Source organism: Empedobacter sp. UBA6305, from assembly GCF_002440405.1.
GTDB classification, from domain to species: domain Bacteria; phylum Bacteroidota; class Bacteroidia; order Flavobacteriales; family Weeksellaceae; genus Empedobacter; species Empedobacter falsenii_B.
This window is the reverse complement of sequence record NZ_DJTP01000034.1, coordinates 20553-40597: the sequence shown is the minus strand read 5'-3', so window position 1 is coordinate 40597 and position 20045 is coordinate 20553. Positions and strand designations below refer to the sequence as shown.

Here is a 20045-nt window from a genome sequence, read left to right as displayed (position 1 = left end):
TTTTTTCAGGACGTTACAAATTATATACTTGAAATCCGAAATCAATTTGATTTCGGATTTTTATTTTAACAATTATTGAATTAATCCAAAAAATGAACCTTAAAACGTTATTTTATCCAATACTTTAAGTTCTTTTTAAGAGGTTTTCTCGTCAAAATTCACTATATTTGTTTGTTTTAAAAAGTTAGAGACATATTATGAGTAATAACACATATACGGCGGATAATATCCAAGCGTTAGAAGGAATGGAGCACGTACGTCTTCGTCCATCGATGTACATTGGTGACGTCGGAGTTAGAGGATTACACCACTTAGTTTACGAGGTTGTTGATAACTCTATTGATGAAGCTTTAGCAGGATACTGTGATACAATCAAGGTAACAATTTTAGAAGGAAACTCGATTCGTGTAGAAGATAACGGACGTGGTATTCCTGTCGACTTACATAAAAAAGAAGGAAAATCTGCATTAGAAGTTGTAATGACGAAAATTGGTGCAGGAGGTAAGTTTGATAAAGATACGTATAAAGTTTCTGGAGGTTTGCACGGTGTTGGAGTTTCGTGTGTTAATGCACTTTCTAACCATTTATCGGCAGAAGTTTTCAAGAACGGAAAACAATATATTCAGGAATATTCGAAAGGGAAACCTTTGTACGATGTAAAAGAAGTTGGAACGACTGATAAAAGTGGTACAACAGTAACTTTTACGCCAGATGATACAATTTTCCAAGAAGTACAAACATATAACTATTCTACTTTAGCAAATCGTTTGCGTGAGTTAGCTTTCTTGAACAAAGGAATCAATATTGTATTGGTTGATGAACGCGAAAAAGATGCTGATGGAAATCCTGTAACAGAAACTTTTCATTCTGAAGAAGGATTAAAAGAATTTGTTGAGTTTATCGACGGTAGCCGCGAATCTATTATGGACAAAGTAATCTTCATGGAAGGTGAACGCGATGGAATTCCAGTTGAGGTTGCAATGCGATACAATACATCGTATAACGAAAATGTACATTCGTATGTAAATAACATCAATACACACGAAGGTGGAACACATTTATCTGGTTTCCGTCGTGCATTGACACGTACATTGAAAAAATATGCTGAAGAAAACTTTAATCTTGCAAAAGAAAAAGTTGAAATCGTTGGAGATGACTTCCGTGAAGGATTAACAGCAGTGATTTCGGTAAAAGTAATGGAGCCTCAATTCGAAGGTCAAACGAAAACGAAATTAGGAAACTCTGAGGTTTCTCCTGCGGTTGATAAAATCGTGGCAGAAATGTTAACGAATTTCTTAGAAGAGAATCCAACAGAAGCAAAACAAATTGTTGATAAAGTAATTTTAGCAGCAAAAGCTCGTCAGGCAGCGAAGAAAGCTCGTGAAATGGTACAACGCAAAAACCCAATGGGAGGAAGTGGATTGCCAGGAAAATTAGCGGATTGTTCTTCTCGTAAACCAGAAGAGTCTGAGTTATTCTTAGTCGAGGGAGATTCTGCCGGAGGAACGGCAAAACAAGGTCGTGATCGTCATTTTCAAGCAATTTTACCATTACGTGGTAAAATCTTAAATGTTGAAAAAGCGATGGCGCACAAAGTTTTGGATAACGAAGAGATTAAAAATATATATACAGCTTTAGGTGTAACAATTGGAACTGAAGAAGATTCGAAAGCGCTTAATATTTCGAAATTGCGTTATCATAAAGTTGTGATTATGACCGATGCTGATGTCGACGGTTCTCACATCGCGACATTAATTTTGACATTCTTCTTCCGTTACATGAAAGAATTGATTGAGCAAGGACATATTTATATTGCAACGCCACCTTTATATTTAATTAAAAAAGGAGCGAAAGCAGAATATGCTTGGGACGAAAAAGATCGTGAGCGTTTAACTGCCGAATTCTCTACAGATGGTTCTGGTAAAGGAGTTACAATTCAACGATACAAAGGTCTTGGGGAAATGAACGCAGAGCAATTATGGGATACAACTCTTAATCCAGAGCACAGAACGTTGCGTAAAGTAACAATTGATAATGCGACAGAAGCAGATCGCGTGTTCTCTATGTTGATGGGTGATGATGTACCGCCTCGTCGTGAGTTTATCGAGAAAAATGCACACTATGCAAAAATTGATGTTTAAGAGTTTATTCTAATTAAGATAAAAAAAATCCGTTCAAAACTATTGAACGGATTTTTTTTGTTTAAACTCTTATTAAAGATTAATCGTATATAGATAACTGTTTAGAAAAGAAAATGTTCCATTTTTGTTGCTGAACTACATTTGCAGAATGGTTTGTTTCTTTATCATATTTAATTGCCATATCATTATATTTTTTTGAAACTTCTTTAATTAAATTTTGAAGAGTTATATTGAAATTACTCGTAGTAAATTTTGTTGTTTTATACTTTTTTAATATTTCTTTAATAGTTAAAATTCCTATGTCAAAATGTCCTTGCTCATGAATCAATAGATTGTCTGTGACTTTATTCATTTTTGCCCACGATTTAGTTTGATCTAATTCTAAGATAATTTCAAAACCATTGATGGTAATTGAATCCCCTTCAGTTTTTACACTTTCTATTTTTGTACGAAACTTATAAGAAGTGTAAGCTGTAAAAGAAGAGTTATTGTCAATTTTCCCTTTGAAATCATCCCAAGTCAATCTTCCTGTATACTCTTGGTTATTAACAATTATTTTTTGACCAAAACAGATTGTTGAAATAATTAAAGTAAGTTTAAGTAATAAAATTTTATACATTTTTTTTAGGTTTATTAAATTGTAGATTTTATTTTTTTGTACAACTAAAATTAAAAAAAATATTTAATCTAAATCTATCATTAAAAACCACTAATATAATTAATTTTCCTCTACTCAGAAATAATCAAAGTGGTTGGTACATTGGAAATCCAAATGCTTTTCGTTTCGATAAGGTTTTTCCAGCTTTCCATACTAATCATCATCAAATCCATTTCATCCAAAAACTCTTTATCCAATTGTTGTTTGTACGAAAGACTAATATGATTTGGAGCAATATTTTCGATACTACGAATAATTTCTTTTACTTCTGAATGACGTTTCGTGTAACCGCTTACGTCTACAATAATAATTTGAGATTCGCTATTTGATATTAAACGTTGTGCATATTTCAGTAAATCGGCATCTTTATTTCCAAAAAGAGGAAGAAAAACTTTCTCCGCTTTAGTAAAATTTTTGTCCAAAACAATTCCAACAGGAACTGTTGATTTGTTCAATAATTGTTTCGTTCTTTCGTTGAAAATTGAATGATCAAACATGTTTTCTTTTCCAGTAACTTGACCAATCAAAATATCTGGATCGATAATTTTTGTCGTAAATCCTAAAATATTTCCTAATAACGAACCCGAATAAATAGAATTTCTAACACCCATCAACATTAAATCGTAATCACCTTTTTGTGCAATATCAATTGTCTCAAAAACCATATCTGTAGAAACTTTGAACATTGTCGTTACATCTTGATGTAATTCTTTGGAAACCTCAATAATCGGTTCGAAAATTTCTGCTTCTCTATCTTCAAGATTGAAATGTTGCACTTCGCTACTTTTCATCACATGAATTGCCGAAACAAGTGAGTTTTCGTCTTGTTTTTTGATAAAGCTATTAGCTATTCGTAACAATTCAGCACCTTTTTCAGGTGTTTGAAAATCAATTAAAATTTTATATTTCTGACTTTGACTAATTTCAGAAAGTTCATTTTCTGTTTTTTGTTTGCGGAAAATCCAATTGATTAAATCCAAAGCTGGACCTGTCATAAAAGTTGTGACCAAAGCCATTATCACCATCATAGCGAAAACTTCTGGTGTTAAAACTCCTAAATCATATCCAATGTTTAGCACGACTAATTCCATCAAACCTCGTGTATTCATTAAGGCACCAATGGTCAAACTGTCTCTCCAGTTTTGTCCAACAAATTTAGCGGCTACTGCACTTCCAACAAATTTTCCTGTTACAGCTACCAAAATAATCATTCCCGCAGTTTGCCATAAATGTGGACTATCTAATAATCCAATTTGTGTTCTTAAACCTGTAAAAACAAAGAACAGCGGAAGTAATAAAACCAATGAAACATCTTCTATTTTTTCGATGAATAAATTTCTAAATTTCACATTTTCAGGCATAATTGTTCCAGCTAAAAAAGCTCCAAATAATGCATGAATTCCTATGATTTCACTTAAGTATGAAGAAATAATTAAGACCAAGAAAAAGATTCCAATGATAGGTTTTGTAAGCGTTGTTTTGCTCGAATGTACGTCTGCAATTCTCTTTAGGAAAGGACGAACGAAACGAACCATCGCGATAACGTAAACAATTGCGAGTAAAATAACATACAATGAACTGATGAATGAGCCAGCTTTTACAATGGCGATAACCGCGGCTAATAAACACCAAGCCGTGATATCGTCGGCTGCAGCGCAAGTAATTACAATAGAACCTAAACGAGTTTTGCTAATCCCGCGTTCTTGTACAATACGAGCCAGAACGGGAAAGGCTGTAATACTCATCGAAATTCCGATAAAAAGGGCAAATGATAGAAAGTTAATTCCTTCTGGAGCAAATTCCATATAAATTAATCCAGCTAGAGCTAAACCAAGTGTAAATGGAATAATGATACTCGCGTGACTAATAACTATGGCGTCTTGTGCATTTTTCTTTAGCACTTTAAGGTCTAATTCCATCCCGATAACATACATGAATAGGATCAAACCTATCTGACTGATAAATTCTAAGTTTCCTAACGATTCTTTTGGAAAAAGATCTCCGAAAAATTCTGGGAAATGCATTCCTATAAAAGAAGGACCAAGGAAAATACCTGCAATAATTTCTCCAATTACAGTTGGTTGTCCAATTTTATTAAAAATCCATCCAAAAACCCTTGCGGTAAATATAATGGTCACAATTTGTGCTAATAAAATAGCAAGCGGATGTCCAATATTATGCGTAATACTGTTGATGAAATCATTGAAGTAATTGCTTCCGTTTGCAGCTTGTACAACATGTTTTCCTGCTTCCATTTCTTCTGCTCTTATCACAATAAAATACATCATGATTGAACAAAGTAGAATGGTTACGATATAAAAAATTGAATTTCTTGTCGATTTTTTCATGGCGTTAATTTTCAACAAAAGTCAGAAATTAATTTACAGAAAAATATCAATATTTTTTAAACTCGAGTAAAATGTAATGAAATGGATTTTTTTTGTAATCAAATTGAAATTTGAGCAATAAAATTAGCTTTGTAAACTTCGCTTAATACCAAATTGATTTCTTTATTTTCTTTTGATAAAACATCTAAAGTAACGTTGTCTGAGTGGAAATATTTGATGTGATGTAAGCTGATTATTTCTCGTTTGTTGATACGGACAAAATCTTTTTCGGGTAACATTTCTGACAATGCATCGAGTGTGATATTTTTCAAAATCAAGAATGATAAATCTTGATAATAAACCACTTTATCACGGCTGTCAACGGTAGAAGTTGTAATGTACAAAATTTGATTAAACTGCAACAAAATTTTTCCTTTATCCGAGTTTAATTGCACAAAATTATTTGGTGTCGAAAAACTATTTTGCAAACGTTTTTTTACTTTGTCAACAGCTTGTTGTAAACGCTCTTTTTTGATTGGTTTTTGAATATAATCTGTCGCATCTAAATCAAAAGCATCAACAGCATATTCCTTATAAGCAGTGGAAAAAATAAACGGTTTTTCTTTTAATAAATTAGCGATTTGTAAACCATTAATTTTAGGCATTTCGATATCTAAAATACAAAAGTCAAAATCAAGATTTTCGATTTCGTTAATGAATAATTCAGGATCAACATAAGCTTTCACAACTTCGATGTCTTCCATTTGTTCACACAACATTTTCAGGTACTTTAACCCAAGAATTTCGTCGTCAATTAGTATGCATTTTAGTGTAAAACTCATGTAGATTTATTTTTAAGTTGGCTACAAAAATATCTTGTTCAATTGTTTTAGAAAGTGAGAAATCGTCGTCGTAAACCATTTTCAAGCGGTGTTCTAATGATTGACTTCCATGTCCGCCAGTTTCTTTTTTCAAACTATTTTTTGGAGAAATTTTATTCATTACCTGAATTTGAAATGATTTATTATTCAGTTCAAGCATAATTTTTATAAATGAATTGGCTTGTTGAAAATCGGTATGTTTGAAAGCATTTTCAATAAAATCAATACTTAATAAAGGTAAAATAATTTTTTCTTGATAGTAAGGTGAAGTTTCATCAATTTTCGTTTTAACTTGAAAATCAAACAAAGGCGAAACTTTTACTTTATTAATTTCAATAAAGTTTTTAGTGAAATCTATTTCATCTTTTATCGTCACAAAATTGTCTTTGCTTTCGTACAAAATATAATCCAACACATTTGCCAATTTATCAATAGTATAATAGGTTTGGTACGCATTGGATTGAATCGAATTGAGAATATTTTTGAACAAATGTGGATTCAATTTTGCTTCGTATGACTCTAGTTTTAACTCGTCAACTTTTGTAGATAAATTGTCTAAACGCTGCGTTTGTTCATGACTTATTTTTTTCTCAGATTTTAATGAATTGATCAAATATGTAATCATAATGATTAGAAAAATAATCAATGCAATAATGAGATAAAGTAATATGGTAGGAAGTTGAATCATGCGAAAAATTCTAACTCAAAGATAGAATAATTTATGAATAAAAAAATCCAGAAAGTAGAACCTTCTGGATTTTTAGAAATATTGTGAAAGAAATTATTAAGCGTAATATTTTGCTTTTAATTCTTTTACTTTTGGATCATCTAAGAATTCATCATATGTCATATAACGATCGATGATTCCGTTTGGAGTTAACTCGATAATACGGTTACAAGTTGTTTGAATCAATTCGTGGTCATGAGAACCCATTAAAATTGTTCCTTTGAAATTAACCAAAGAATTATTCAATGCTGTAATCGATTCTAAGTCTAAGTGACCTGTTGGCTCGTCTAACAATAATACGTTTGCACGTAATAACATCATGCGAGAGAACATACAACGCATTTTTTCACCTCCTGATAAAACAGAAGATTTTTTAAGAGCTTCGTCTCCAGAGAATAACATTTTCCCTAAGAAACCACGCATAAATTCTTCGTGACGTTCATCATCTGATTCTGTATATTGACGTAACCAATCAACCAAGTTGATATCTTCTTTGAAGAAATCTGTATTATCTAAAGGTAAATATGCTTGTGTTGTTGTAATTCCCCAAGTAAAATCTCCAGAATCTGGCTGAGCTTTTCCTGAAAGAATCTCAAAAAATTGAGAAACCGCTTTCGAGTTGCGAGAGAAAATACCAATTTTATCACCTTTTTTCAAGTTGATGTTCGCATCTTTAAATAAAACTTCTCCATCTACAGAAGCAGATAAATTGTTTACTTCTAAGATTTGATCACCAGCCTCACGCGATTGTTCCCAGATAAGTGCGGGATATCGACGAGAAGAAGGTTTGATATCTTCGATATTTAATTTCTCGATCATTTTCTTACGAGAAGTCGTTTGTTTTGCTTTGGCAACGTTAGAAGAGAAACGAGCAATGAAATCTTGTAATTCCTTTTTCTTTTCCTCTGCTTTTTTATTCTGTTGAGCACGTTGTTTTGCAGCTAACTGAGAAGATTCGTACCAGAATGTGTAGTTACCAGAATATAGGTTTAATTTAGAGAAATCTAAATCACAAATATGCGTACAAACCGCGTCTAAGAAGTGACGGTCGTGCGATACAACGATTACAGTATTCTCGAAATTACCTAAGAAATCCTCTAACCATTGAATTGTATTAACGTCCAATTCGTTGGTAGGCTCATCTAAGATTAACACGTCAGGATTTCCAAATAAAGCTTGCGCAATCAAAATACGAACTTTTGCTTTATTATCTAAATCTCCCATTAACGTATAATGCATATCCGAATCGATTCCTACATTAGATAATAATGTAGCAGCATCAGATTCTGCATTCCATCCGTTCATTTCTTCATAAACGACACCTAATTCTCCTGCTTTGATACCATCTTCTTCAGAAAAATCTGGTTTAGCATATAAAGCATCCATACGTTCTTTAATATCGTATAATACTTTATTTCCACGTAAAACAGTATCCAATACTGTATATTCGTCATATTTGAAGTGATTCTGTTCTAAGACAGACATACGTTTTCCTTTTTCAAGACTAACTTGTCCTGAAGTTGGATCGATTTCACCTGATAATATTTTTAAGAAAGTAGATTTTCCTGCTCCATTAGCACCAATTATCCCGTAACAGTTGCCATTTGTAAATTTTATATTAACTTCGTCGAAAAGTACACGCTTGCCGAATTGAAGCGATAAATTAGAAACATTTAACATAATTTTTGGTATGATGTTTGTTTGACCTTCCGGCAAAGTTACAAATTTTAATTGGAATAAAATAAAGTGCAGAAAGAAGTTACGATTAAGAATAAACGTGCAAGGTTTGAGTATGAATTATTAGATTCTTACGAAGCCGGCATCCAATTATTTGGGACTGAAATAAAATCTATCCGAATGGGAAAAGCTTCGATTACCGAAAGTTTTTGTCAAATGAAGGATGGAGAACTCTATATTGTCAATATGTTTATTGACGAATATGATTGGGGAACATACTTTAATCATAAAACTAGACGAGACAGAAAACTTTTATTACAAAAATCTGAGTTGAGAAAATTAGAACGCAAAACGAAAGAGACTGGATTAACGATTGTAGCAACCACGCTATTTATAAACAATAAAGGGTTGGCAAAATTGAAGATATATTTGGCAAAAGGGAAGAAACTTTTTGACAAAAGAAACACAATAAAAGGAAAAGATTTGAAAAGAGATTTGGATAGAATGATAAAGAATTCTTAAATTTGTCTTATAATTGTATAAAATTAAGTAAAATTTAATATATTTAAAACGCTAAATATTTGATAATGAAAAAGTTTAATCTATTATTATCTGCAGTAGTATTATTCCTAGCGGGTAATTCTTTTGTAGATGCTCAGAATTCTAAGAATCCTTGGGCAATTACAGTTGGTGCTCACGCAGTTGATCACAACTCAGTGACTGGACCATTCAACCAGTATTTCAAAACAGATAATTGGGATATCGTTCCTCCTTTATCTAAATTATCTATCATCCGTAACTTAAACAGATCTTTTGATGTTGATTTAACTGCTTCAGTAGGTGAAGTTGATAACAACAGATTACGTATCAAAGATGAATTATTCATCAATGCTGGTTTAGGTTTACGTTATAAGTTAGCTAATGGTTATATCTTAAAAGAAGATTCTTGGTTTGATCCATATATCCGTGTAGGTGCTGGTTACCACAGATACGACTACACAGGATTACAATTTCCATTAACTGCTTACTATGGTAATGGTGATGGAAATGAAACTTACCAATTAACAGAAGTTGAAGATTTAGAGAAAAATCACTTTGTAGCTTCTTTAGGTGCTGGATTTAACTTATGGTTTACTAAAAACTTTGGTTTAAACGTTGCTTCTGATTACAACTGGTTACCAGCTTACGGAGGAAACAATTATTTCGATTTCTTCCAACACACAGTAGGTGTTACTTTCCGTTTCGGAAAACAAGATAGAGATGGTGATGGTATTCCTGATGACGAAGATGCATGTCCAGATACTCCAGGTATCGCTACAAATGATCCATCTACAAACGGATGTCCAGATACAGATGGTGATGGAATCTTTGATAAAGATGATGCTTGTCCAACAGAATTTGGTTTAGCTGAATTCCAAGGTTGTCCAGATACAGATGGTGATGGTGTTCCAGATAAAGATGATGCTTGTCCTACAGTTGCAGGTCCAGTAGAAAATAATGGATGTCCTTGGCCAGATACAGATGGTGATGGTATTCCAGATAAAGATGATGCTTGTCCAAACGAATATGGTTTAGCTGAATTCCAAGGTTGTCCAGATACAGATGGAGATGGTATTCCAGATAAAGATGATGCTTGTCCAACAGTAAAAGGACCAAAAGAAAATAATGGATGTCCATGGACAGAAGTTCACGTAGCAAAACGTTTATCTAATATTTTATTCGAATACAACTCTGATAAAATTGTTCCTTCTTCTTACGAAGATGTACGTGTAGCTGCTCAAATTTTAAATTCTGATGATTTAAAAGAAAAAAGCTTCTACATTGACGGACATGCTGACCAAAGAGGTAAAGACGCTTATAACAAAACATTATCTTTAAAACGTGCTCAAGCATTAGTTAATATTTTAGCTGAAAGAGGTGGAGTTGATAAAGCTCGTTTAACTGCTCGTGGTTTAGGAAAAACTCAATTGTTATGTACTGAAAACACAGAAGAGTGTTACCAAAGAAACAGACGTGTTGAAGTATTACCTAGAACAGCGGTAGTTACTGAAACTAAAGTTGTAAAACCAGCTACAAAAAAGAAAAAATAATTCTTTGAATAGCTTACAATAGAAATAGCCACCTCATTGAGGTGGCTATTTTATTTCATATATTTTTGAACAATTATTTCTTTCTAAAGACTAAGATAATAATACATCCAGCTGTAAAAATAGATAACAAATAACCAATCCAAGAAAGTAATGGCATATCCAAAATCATTGGACGAACAGTAGTGTTGGCAAGCATACTTGCTCCAATTCCAAAAGCTAAAGTAAGTATCGCTAAAACTAGTTTATTAATACTGTCTTTTATTAATTTCTGAATATTATCTATTTGATCAATCTTGAAGTTTAAAGCTAATTTATCATTGTTTACTTTTTCAATTAATTTCAAGGTGTCCTCTGGCAAATCGTTGATTAAATCCTGAATATCTTTAAAATTATCAATTGCTTTTTTACTCAAATATTTAGGATGAAATTTTTGTCGAGCCAATTTTACGGCATAAGGACGCATCGAACGTTGTACATTAAGATCAGCGTGTAATTGTTGTCCAATTCCTTCTATAAGCGCAATTCCGCGTAGTAAAATATAAACATATTCGGGTAATAAAACATGATTTCGCTGTAGAATATTGTTGAATTTCTTGATGATAATTTGAACTTCTATCGTATCAACTGTATTGTATTCTAAATAATCAAAAATATCTGCAATATCACGTTCTAATTGTTTTTCGTTTTCGATATAATGTTTAATCGCCATTTTTTTGAGTGAACGAACAATGCGTTTCGGATTTTTTAATCCAAAATCAATTACAACATTTTCTAAAGCTTCTTTTTCGTTGATGGCTAGAATTCCCATCGAACCAAAATCAATAAAAGCTAAACGTCCATCTTTTAAAATAAAAATATTTCCGGGATGTGGATCAGCATGGAAAAATCCATCATCAAGTAATTGTTTCAAATAAATATCAAAACCTTTCTGTACGATTTTTTTCGGATCAAGTCCCAAAGCTTCTAATTGCTCAACATCGTTTACTTTAAAACCTTCGATAAATTCCATACAAAGAAAATTATTGTTGGAATAATCTTCATATGTTTTCGGAACATAAACATCTTTACTATTCTCGAAATTTTTTCTGAAACGTTCGATGTTCTGAAATTCATTGGTTAATGAAAGTTCTTTCAGAATTGAATTTTCAAATGATTTTTCGATTTCAGAAATGAATAATTTTTGAAGTTTCTCATATTTTTTTTCTAAAAAATGAACAATATCTCGAATCAGGGCTAAATCAGACTCAATTATTTTCTGAATATTAGATCGTTTTACTTTGAACACAACTTTTTCTCCATTCAATAAAGTTGCGCGATAAACTTGCGAAATACTTGCTGCCGCAAAAGGTTGTTCTTCTATAAAAAGAAAATGCTCGTCAGGCTCAATTCCAAATTCGTCTCTAATTTTTTGTTTGATGTCAATTTCTTCTGGAGGAACATTATCTTGTAATTTTTTTAATTCTTCTACCAAAGATTCAGGAACCAAATCTTTTCGATTACTCAATAATTGTCCAAATTTGATATAAGTAGGACCAAGTTCTTCCAAAGCCATTCGGAAACGTTGATTGAATGATTGGTTGAAAAATTCGTTGTTTTGGTCAGAATGGAACAAATCATTTCCGCGAGAAAGTATTTCTTCAAAACCATATTTCGAAACGACTTTTACGATTTTAGAAAATCGTTTTATTTTCTTTAGACTATCCATAAAGTTGAGATTCGATTACAAGTTACGAATAAACAAGAGTGTAATTCGTTTATAAAATCTTAAATTTCTTTGAGTTGAATCTAAAATTATTCCAAATATTAAAATATTATTGTTTATCTTTGCACTCGCTAAAATGGTTTAGGAATCAAGCGATTAATTATTAAGTTAAACATCTCTCGGTCATTTATTTGCATTTGAAGATTCCGAAATAAAATAGATTGAGATACAAATTTTTAGAATTATGTCTAAAGAAACAAAACAAGAGGAAGTACAAGAAGTTGTATTAAACACTCCAGTATTAGATGCGTCTGCAAATGCAAACGTAGCGCCAGAATCATTTGATTGGGAATCTTTCGAATCAGGATTAAACGAAGAAGATCGTAAAGAAAAAGCTGAATTAGAGCAAATGTACGATACAACTTTAGAAGACTTACATGAGAATGAAGTATTCAAAGGACAAGTTGTACGTATTACAGATAAAGAAGCTATCGTTGACATCAACTTCAAATCAGAAGGTGTTATTTCATTAAACGAATTCCGTTACAACTCAGACTTGAAAGTTGGGGATATCGTTGAAGTAATGGTTGATCAACGTGAAGATAAAAATGGACAATTAATTTTATCTCACAAAAAAGCTCGTACATTAAATGCATGGGATGCTGTTAACAAAGCACACGATTCTCAAGAAATTGTTAACGGTTACATCAAAGCTCGTACTAAAGGTGGTATGATCGTTGACGTATTCGGAATTGAAGCTTTCTTACCAGGTTCTCAAATCGATGTTAAACCAATTCGTGATTACGAACAATTCGTAGGAAAAACTATGGAGTTCAAAGTTGTTAAAATCAACCCAGAATTCAAAAACGTAGTAGTTTCTCACAAAGCGTTAATCGAGGCTGATATCGAAGTTCAGAAAAAAGAAATCGTTGCTCAATTAGAGAAAGGACAAGTATTAGAAGGTGAAGTTAAAAACATCACATCTTACGGTGTATTCGTAGACTTAGGAGGTGTTGATGGTTTAATCCACATCACTGACTTATCTTGGTCTCGTATCAACCACCCATCTGAAATCTTAGAAGATGGACAAAAAATCAACGTTGTAATCTTAGATTTCGACGAAGATAAATCTCGTATCCAATTAGGTATTAAACAATTAGAGGCTCATCCATGGGATGCTTTAGATGCTGATATCAAAGTTGGTGATAAAGTTAAAGGAAAAGTAGTTGTTTTAGCTGACTACGGTGCATTCGTTGAGGTTGCTCCAGGTGTAGAAGGTTTAATCCACGTTTCTGAAATGTCATGGTCTACTCACTTACGTTCTGCTCAAGATTTCGTAAAAGTAGGTGATGAGGTTGAAGCAGTAGTTTTAACTTTAGATAGAGAAGAAAGAAAAATGTCTTTAGGTATCAAACAATTAACTCCAGATCCTTGGACAGATATTACAACTAAATACCCAGTAGGTTCTACTCACAAAGGTAAAGTTCGTAACTTCACTAACTTCGGTGTATTCGTAGAATTAGAAGAAGGTGTTGACGGATTAATCTACATTTCTGACTTATCTTGGACTAAGAAAATCAAACACCCATCAGAATTCTGTGCAGTTGATGATATCTTAGACGTAGTAGTTTTAGAATTAGACGTAGAAGCTCGTCGTTTATCTTTAGGTCACAAACAATTAACTGAAAACCCATGGGATCAGTACGAAGCTAAATATGCAGTAGGTACAGTTCACACAGGAGTTGCAGTTGATGTATTTGACAAAGGTGCTACAGTTCAATTCGAAGATGCTGACGTTGAAGCTTTCGCTCCAGCTCGTACATTAGAGAAAGAAGACGGATCTCGTATCAAAAAAGGTGAAGAAACATCTTTCAAAGTTATCGAGTTCAACAAAGAATTCCGTCGTGTAGTAGTTTCTCATACAGCAACTTTCCGTGAGGAAGAAGTTAAAGCTGAGAGATCATCTAACAACAATAACAACAACAATTCATCTAATACAATCGAAACTTCTACTTTAGGAGATATCGATGAATTAGCTGCATTGAAAAAGAAAATGGAAGAAGGAGGAAACTAATTCTCTAACCGAAATTTTTTAAAATAATAGAAAGGCTGCTCAATTTTGAGCAGCCTTTTCTTTTGAATAAAGATGTTTTTTCTGGAATTTAAAATGAATTTAATTTACAGTTTAAAATAATATCAAGAATAAGATACAATTTTTAATATATTTTTTGAATATTATTCAAAATAATCTTAATTTTGCAGTCGAAATGGAAAAGATAGAATTTAATTTAGATGCTACTGATTTGAAAATCATGCGATTAATGCAAGATAATGCACGCATTAACAATGCAGATATCGCAAGAGAATTGGGAATGGCACCTTCTGGAATATTAGAACGTGTGAAAAAGCTTGAAAATAAGCAAGTTATTTTGGCTTATCACGCAAAAATAAATCCAGTGGCAGTTGGACAAAAATTACTTTCGTATATGTTTATCAAGACCGTAGATATTATCGGCGATGAAACAGTAGGAAGACAACTTGCCGAAATTCCAGAAGTTTTAGAGGTTCATGATATTGCTGGAGAAGATGGTTATCTAATCAAAGTGAGAACTTCTGATAACGAAGGTTTGGTGGAATTGATGCGCAAACATTTGAGTAAAATTGGCGGAATCACTTCTACGCGTACAACTATAGTTTTACAAACAATAAAAGAAGAACAAAATATCGTTATACCAACGATTTAAAAAATAGAGATTGAATGAAAGGGAATCAACCAAGTAAGTGACTGATTATTGCAGCGTATTTCGTGGTTTATGTAGTTTGGGGATCAACTTATTTTTTTATAGATAAGGCTTTGCATGGTTTTAGTCCGTTTATTTTGGGTTCGTTTCGCTTTATTGCGGCGAGCACAATGTTGATGGGATATTGTAAATTGAAAGGTTACAAGCTGTGGGATAAACAAATAGTGAAACAATGTATGTTTACAGGTTTTATGTTGTTGTTTATTGATATGGCTGGGATTATTTGGTCCGAACAATTTTTACCAAGTGGAATTGTTGCAATTATGGCAGCATCGGCAGCAATTTGGTTTATTGTGTTAGATAAACCGAAATGGAAACAAAATTTTTCAAGTATTCCTACGATTTTAGGTGTTTTGTTAGGTTTTGTTGGAGTTTTGATGTTATTCTATGAACAAACAATCACTGTGCACGCAGATGCAGATCAGCAGTTCTTAAATATGATTGGGTTGATTGTTCTGATCTTTTGTTCGATTGCTTGGACGTTAGGTTCTTTGTATTCAAAATATGTAACAGAAAAGCAGAAAAAAGAAGTTACAAAGCCAAAAGAAGATTTGAACATCATGGTCAAAACGGCTTGGCAAATGATTACTGCTGGTGTTTTGTTTAATACAGTTGCAATCTTCAATGGAGAATATGCTAATTTCAATTTTGCGAATGTAGTGACAGAAGATTGGTTGGCAATGGTTTATTTAACAACTTTTGGCTCTATTCTTGCTTTTGGTTCTTACGTTTGGTTGTTGCAATATCGACCAGCTGTGGAAGTTTCTACTTATGCGTATGTAAACCCTATTGTAGCCGTTGCATTGAGTTATTTTTTTACAGATGATGTCGTAACTCATTTGCAAATTTACGGTTTGGCAGTAATTTTGTTCAGTGTTTTATTAATGAACTGGAATCTTTATAAAAACACGAAATTAGTTCAAAAAATTCTGCATTTTGTTTCTCGTAAACATTATGCGCATTAAATATTATGATGATTATTAATAAGAAAGCTTCTCGATTTCGAGAAGCTTTTTTTGTATTATTGAGTTTTAAAATTAATAATTAATTCATTGTTGTCTAATTTTAATGGGTAGCCATCTTCTGATTTGAAACCATTTGAAATTACAAATTCATATTCTTTAGTTGGAGTTAATTCCATAGTTATTACGAATGTAGTGTTATCATTAGAGAAATTGATTTTTGTAAACTTAGGACTATACTCTTTTCCTTTTTTTGAGAATCTTATTGAATATTCTTTTGGATTCATTGGTTTAGAAAATATAATTTTAAATTCTTTGATAGATGAATCTATATTTGTTGAACCATTTTCGAAAGGCTCAATTTTTATGATATAAGGTTGTTTTTTTTCGTATTCTTTTATTAATTGATCTTTATCAAAACCTTCTTCGTAAAAACCAGATTTTCTTAGAAAATTTTCAACTTCTTTTTCATCTTGATAATTCAGTTCAATAATATCTTTTATCGCTTGTTTTTTATTTTTAGCTTGATTGTAATATGATTTACATATTTCATATCCAATAAAATATCCCAGATCAGCAGCTTCACCCTTTTGTCCTCCATTGTATAACCAATTTGAAAAATCATCTATAAACATCTCTTCTTTAAATTGTTTTTTCAAATCATCGAAGTGCTGTTTTCCATAAAAAATATATTGTTTTTCAATTGGTTCTCCTAAAACAAGCTCTGTAATAAAATCGCACGAACCTTCTTTTAGGGTATGGTGTAATAATGAGTTGTTTTCATTTGGTTTTTGTTGTGTGTGTACATATTCATGAATATTTAGTGAAATAATATTATCAAGTGATTGCTTCGCAAAAACATTTTTTAGCCAATCATTTTCAAATTCTGAAACATCTGTTTTTGGAATTCCTGTAGCGATTTCAGAACCAACTAAAACCATATTTTCATATAAAGTTCCACCTGAACGCAAGCCACCAATTGTAAAATACATTTCTCCTTCTTTTAGCTCAGGATATAGTTTTTTTAGTTTTTTTACAGCTTTAGTTAATTCTTTTGTTTTATTTTTTATGGTAAGTGTATTAGGTCTAATAGAATTCCAAAACTTAGGATAATTATCAATAAGTTTAATATAAAGAGTATCATTATAATCTCTTACTTTCATAAAGGATTTTAAACCTTTTGTCCCTTTATCAATGTATAAAGTATTAATGAATTTTATTTTTTGTGAATAATTATTTGTAGTTTGAATACTATCAAAAGCTATCCAGAAATTATCTATATCAGAAGTGTAAATTTTATTAGCTATTGAATTTTGTCCAAATGAAATACTCGTAAGAATAAAAAATATTAAAGCTAAAGTTTTATTTTGCATATTGTGTTTTTATATGAGATGTCAATTTAATCAAAAAGTTACAAAATGATTCAAAAAAAAAAGCAGCTCTTCTCAGAACTGCTTTTGTATATTGTGATGAATTATTTCTTACAATTTAGTACATTTTACAATTTCCAAACCGTATTGCGTCGTATGTGGTTCTTCTAAAGTGCGTGTAATCAAATTCATTTTTTGGATGCCTAAATCTTTGATGATTTGAGAGCCAATTCCGTGATCTTTTTCATCGGCTGGTAAAACACCTGATTTAGATTTTCCTTCAGAAAAACTTTTGAAAATCTCTAATTTTTGTTCAATCAACTCAGAACTTTGAATGTTATTAATAAAAATTACAACACCTTTTTCTTCTTCATTGATGATGTTCATTGTTTTTTCTAACAATGGTGTTTCGCCGTTTTGTAAAGCGCTAAACAAATCATAGTAGCTATTTGTCGATTTTACACGAACTGGAACTACATCATCTTTTGTCCATTTTCCTTTTTTCAAAGCGAAGTGAACTTGATTATTTGTTGTTTGTTGATAAGCGATTAATTCATATTCTCCGAATCTTGTTTTTGCAGGAAATTGCTCGATACGTTTTACCAAGGATTCATTTTCTAATCGGTAAGCAATCAAATCTTCAATCGAAACAATTTTAAGATCAAATTTCTTTGCAATCTCTAACAATTCTGGCAAGCGAGCCATTTCTCCATCTTCTTTCAAGATTTCGACAATACATCCAGCAGGATAATATCCTGCCATGCGTGCCAAATCAACAGCAGCTTCTGTATGTCCCATTCGAACCAAAACTCCACCATCTTTTGCAATTAATGGGAAAATATGTCCTGGTTTTCCTAAATCATCTGGATTTGTATTTTCGTCAATTAAAGCTTGAATAGTTTTAGAACGATCAGAAGCCGAAATTCCTGTCGTACATCCGTGACCTTGTAGATCCACAGAAACCGTAAAATTAGTTTCGTAAATTGCAGTATTGTGCCCAACCATAAGGTCCAAACCTAATGCTTTACATCTTTGTTGTGTAAGTGGTGTACAAACTAATCCGCGTCCGTGCGTAACCATAAAGTTAATAACTTCTGGCGTTGCAAATTCGGCGATACATAGGAAATCTCCTTCATTTTCACGATCTTCATCGTCAACTACAATGATAACTTTTCCTTGTTTTAAATCTTCTAAAGCTTCTTCAATTGTGTTTAATTGAGATGATCTATTTTCCATTGTTTTATGTTATTGATAACGAGAATGCTCCTCGTTTTTGTTTGTTTTCTTAAACTTATTAAAGTATTTTACAATTGGATCAACGTAAATACTGATATCAAATAATCCAGAATCTTGATTGGCTTTGTAACTAAACAAAATAGAGAACGGAAGCGCAATAATATTAGCTGCCCAAGCGGCAAAAGTTGGATCTAATTTTCCGTTTTTCGCCATATTTTCTGCCGAGAAATTAAGAATGAAATAAATAACGAAAATGATAATTGAGATGACAACTGGCATTCCAATTCCTCCTTTTTTTACGATTGCACCTAATGATGATCCAATCAAAAAGAAAATAATACATGTTACTGCATACGAGAAATTTCGTTGGTAATGAATATTTACTTTTGAATATAACTTTTCTCTGTTTACAATTTCTTGTTCAGAAAACGTCATATTTTCTTGATCACGATTTACCATTTGTATAGCTTGATTAAGCACTTGATCTTGTTCTTGACGATTTCGCTCTTTCAAGTCAAAAATCATATTTGTTTTTACCGTATCAATATCTTTTATTTTGATTGAATAGAAATAGTTTTGATTAAACATATTCGTTTTCAAATCTTTGTAATACTTCTTATAATCTGTGTTTAATGAATCGATAAGATGTCTTAAACCTTTTCCGTCCAAATATTTATAAGAGTTTCCTGGGTCTTCGTCTTTACCAGAATTTAAAATATCCGAAATGTCAATATAATAGTTTAATGTATCAAATTTAGTATATTGATTTTCTTGACGTTTGCGTTGATCAAAGTTTTTATTTTTGATATTATCGGTATAAGCAATTCCATCAAAAAGTTCCATTTTTAGATAATGATTATCGTTTTTGTCTGGCGCAAGATTTCCTCTTTTAGAAATAATTGTCATCGTATTTTCACCAAACGGTGCATTTTGATGAACAAAAACATCTTCTAATTTTTCTGAATTTTCACCCGAAACTTTATTTATTTTCATTTGAAATCCTGGAACGGTTTCGATAAAAACGCCTTCTTTCATACTTACCGTTGGTTTGGTTTGTAAGATATTGAAGTACATTGTTCGCGCTTTTTGTTGGGAATAAGGCATTACTTTGTCCCCGAAAAAATACAATCCGACAGACATTAAAGCAACTAACGTAAACAATGGTGCAAGGATTCTGGTAAGTGAAATTCCAGACGCTTTCATTGCAGCTAATTCGTATCGTTCTCCAAAACCTCCCATGGTCATGATAGACCCCAAAAGGATTGTAAGCGGTAATACAAGCTGAATAACGTTAATTCCTAACCAAAAAAGTAATTCGGTAATAGTGTACCATTCTAAACCTTTTCCAACAAATTTTTCCATTTGTTGCCATGCAAATTGCACGATAAAGATGAAAAATAGAACACTAAATATGAAAAAAAATGGACCTAAAAAGGTCTTGATTATATACCAGTCAAGTTTTTTTAACATTGA

General features: G+C 32.0%; 15 protein-coding genes. 6 read left to right on the top strand and 9 right to left on the bottom strand.

Features of this window, described 5'->3' with window-relative positions:
• Nucleotides 1-197: 197 nt before the first annotated feature.
• A complete protein-coding gene (gene gyrB / locus B3M86_RS08570; protein WP_125349786.1) occupies nucleotides 198-2141 on the top strand; it encodes a DNA topoisomerase (ATP-hydrolyzing) subunit B in 1944 nt (647 codons plus the stop codon).
• Nucleotides 2142-2220: 79 nt separating this feature from the next.
• Here the strand turns inward: gyrB and B3M86_RS08565 are convergent, their stop codons facing one another.
• The 5 genes from B3M86_RS08565 to B3M86_RS08545 form a co-directional block, all read right to left on the bottom strand.
• Nucleotides 2221-2760: a DUF922 domain-containing protein gene (locus B3M86_RS08565; protein ID WP_280035481.1), complete on the bottom strand. Its 540-nt coding sequence runs from the start codon at nucleotides 2758-2760 to the stop codon at nucleotides 2221-2223.
• A 110-nt stretch (nucleotides 2761-2870) separates the two neighbouring features.
• Nucleotides 2871-5147, bottom strand: coding sequence for a cation:proton antiporter (locus tag B3M86_RS08560; protein ID WP_291076761.1), 2277 nt, complete (start codon nucleotides 5145-5147; stop codon nucleotides 2871-2873).
• A gap of 98 nt (nucleotides 5148-5245) precedes the next feature.
• Complete coding sequence (locus B3M86_RS08555; protein ID WP_280049631.1) at nucleotides 5246-5905, bottom strand: LytR/AlgR family response regulator transcription factor; 660 nt, start codon at nucleotides 5903-5905, stop codon at nucleotides 5246-5248.
• Nucleotides 5906-5936: 31 nt separating this feature from the next.
• The gene (locus B3M86_RS08550) at nucleotides 5937-6632 is read right to left on the bottom strand and encodes a sensor histidine kinase (RefSeq protein ID WP_115001853.1); all 696 of its coding nucleotides are present in this window, start codon (nucleotides 6630-6632) and stop codon (nucleotides 5937-5939) included.
• Nucleotides 6633-6791: 159 nt separating this feature from the next.
• The gene (locus B3M86_RS08545; RefSeq protein ID WP_038332655.1) at nucleotides 6792-8414 is read right to left on the bottom strand and encodes an ABC-F family ATP-binding cassette domain-containing protein; all 1623 of its coding nucleotides are present in this window, start codon (nucleotides 8412-8414) and stop codon (nucleotides 6792-6794) included.
• Between the two features lie 66 nt (nucleotides 8415-8480).
• Here B3M86_RS08545 and smpB point away from each other — a divergent pair, with 66 nt between their 5' ends.
• Both smpB and B3M86_RS08535 read left to right on the top strand, forming a co-directional pair.
• Nucleotides 8481-8933, top strand: a complete 453-nt coding sequence (gene smpB / locus B3M86_RS08540; RefSeq protein ID WP_038332657.1) for an SsrA-binding protein SmpB — start codon at nucleotides 8481-8483, stop codon at nucleotides 8931-8933.
• A gap of 65 nt (nucleotides 8934-8998) precedes the next feature.
• Entirely contained in the window at nucleotides 8999-10501 is a 1503-nt protein-coding gene (locus B3M86_RS08535) for an OmpA family protein (RefSeq protein WP_291076758.1), read from the top strand.
• Nucleotides 10502-10574: 73 nt separating this feature from the next.
• Here B3M86_RS08535 and B3M86_RS08530 read toward each other — a convergent pair whose 3' ends face one another.
• Nucleotides 10575-12206, bottom strand: a complete 1632-nt coding sequence (locus B3M86_RS08530) for an ABC1 kinase family protein (RefSeq protein ID WP_291076756.1) — start codon at nucleotides 12204-12206, stop codon at nucleotides 10575-10577.
• Nucleotides 12207-12447: 241 nt separating this feature from the next.
• Between B3M86_RS08530 and rpsA the strand changes: the two genes are divergently transcribed.
• From rpsA to B3M86_RS08515, 3 genes are all read left to right on the top strand, one after another.
• Complete coding sequence (gene rpsA / locus B3M86_RS08525) at nucleotides 12448-14277, top strand: 30S ribosomal protein S1 (RefSeq protein WP_219034405.1); 1830 nt, start codon at nucleotides 12448-12450, stop codon at nucleotides 14275-14277.
• 193 nt (nucleotides 14278-14470) lie between these two features.
• Nucleotides 14471-14947 (top strand): Lrp/AsnC family transcriptional regulator, encoded by a 477-nt coding sequence (locus B3M86_RS08520; RefSeq protein WP_038332665.1) that lies wholly within the window; start codon nucleotides 14471-14473, stop codon nucleotides 14945-14947.
• Nucleotides 14948-15009: 62 nt separating this feature from the next.
• The gene (locus B3M86_RS08515; RefSeq protein ID WP_291047227.1) at nucleotides 15010-15969 is read left to right on the top strand and encodes an EamA family transporter; all 960 of its coding nucleotides are present in this window, start codon (nucleotides 15010-15012) and stop codon (nucleotides 15967-15969) included.
• A gap of 56 nt (nucleotides 15970-16025) precedes the next feature.
• Here the strand turns inward: B3M86_RS08515 and B3M86_RS08510 are convergent, their stop codons facing one another.
• From B3M86_RS08510 to B3M86_RS08500, 3 genes are all read right to left on the bottom strand, one after another.
• Complete coding sequence (locus tag B3M86_RS08510; RefSeq protein ID WP_219034404.1) at nucleotides 16026-17339, bottom strand: Ig-like domain-containing protein; 1314 nt, start codon at nucleotides 17337-17339, stop codon at nucleotides 16026-16028.
• Between the two features lie 108 nt (nucleotides 17340-17447).
• Nucleotides 17448-18572, bottom strand: a complete 1125-nt coding sequence (ribB, locus tag B3M86_RS08505) for a 3,4-dihydroxy-2-butanone-4-phosphate synthase (RefSeq protein ID WP_291047230.1) — start codon at nucleotides 18570-18572, stop codon at nucleotides 17448-17450.
• 9 nt (nucleotides 18573-18581) lie between these two features.
• Nucleotides 18582-20042 (bottom strand): LptF/LptG family permease, encoded by a 1461-nt coding sequence (locus tag B3M86_RS08500; RefSeq protein ID WP_291047232.1) that lies wholly within the window; start codon nucleotides 20040-20042, stop codon nucleotides 18582-18584.
• Nucleotides 20043-20045 lie beyond the last annotated feature (3 nt).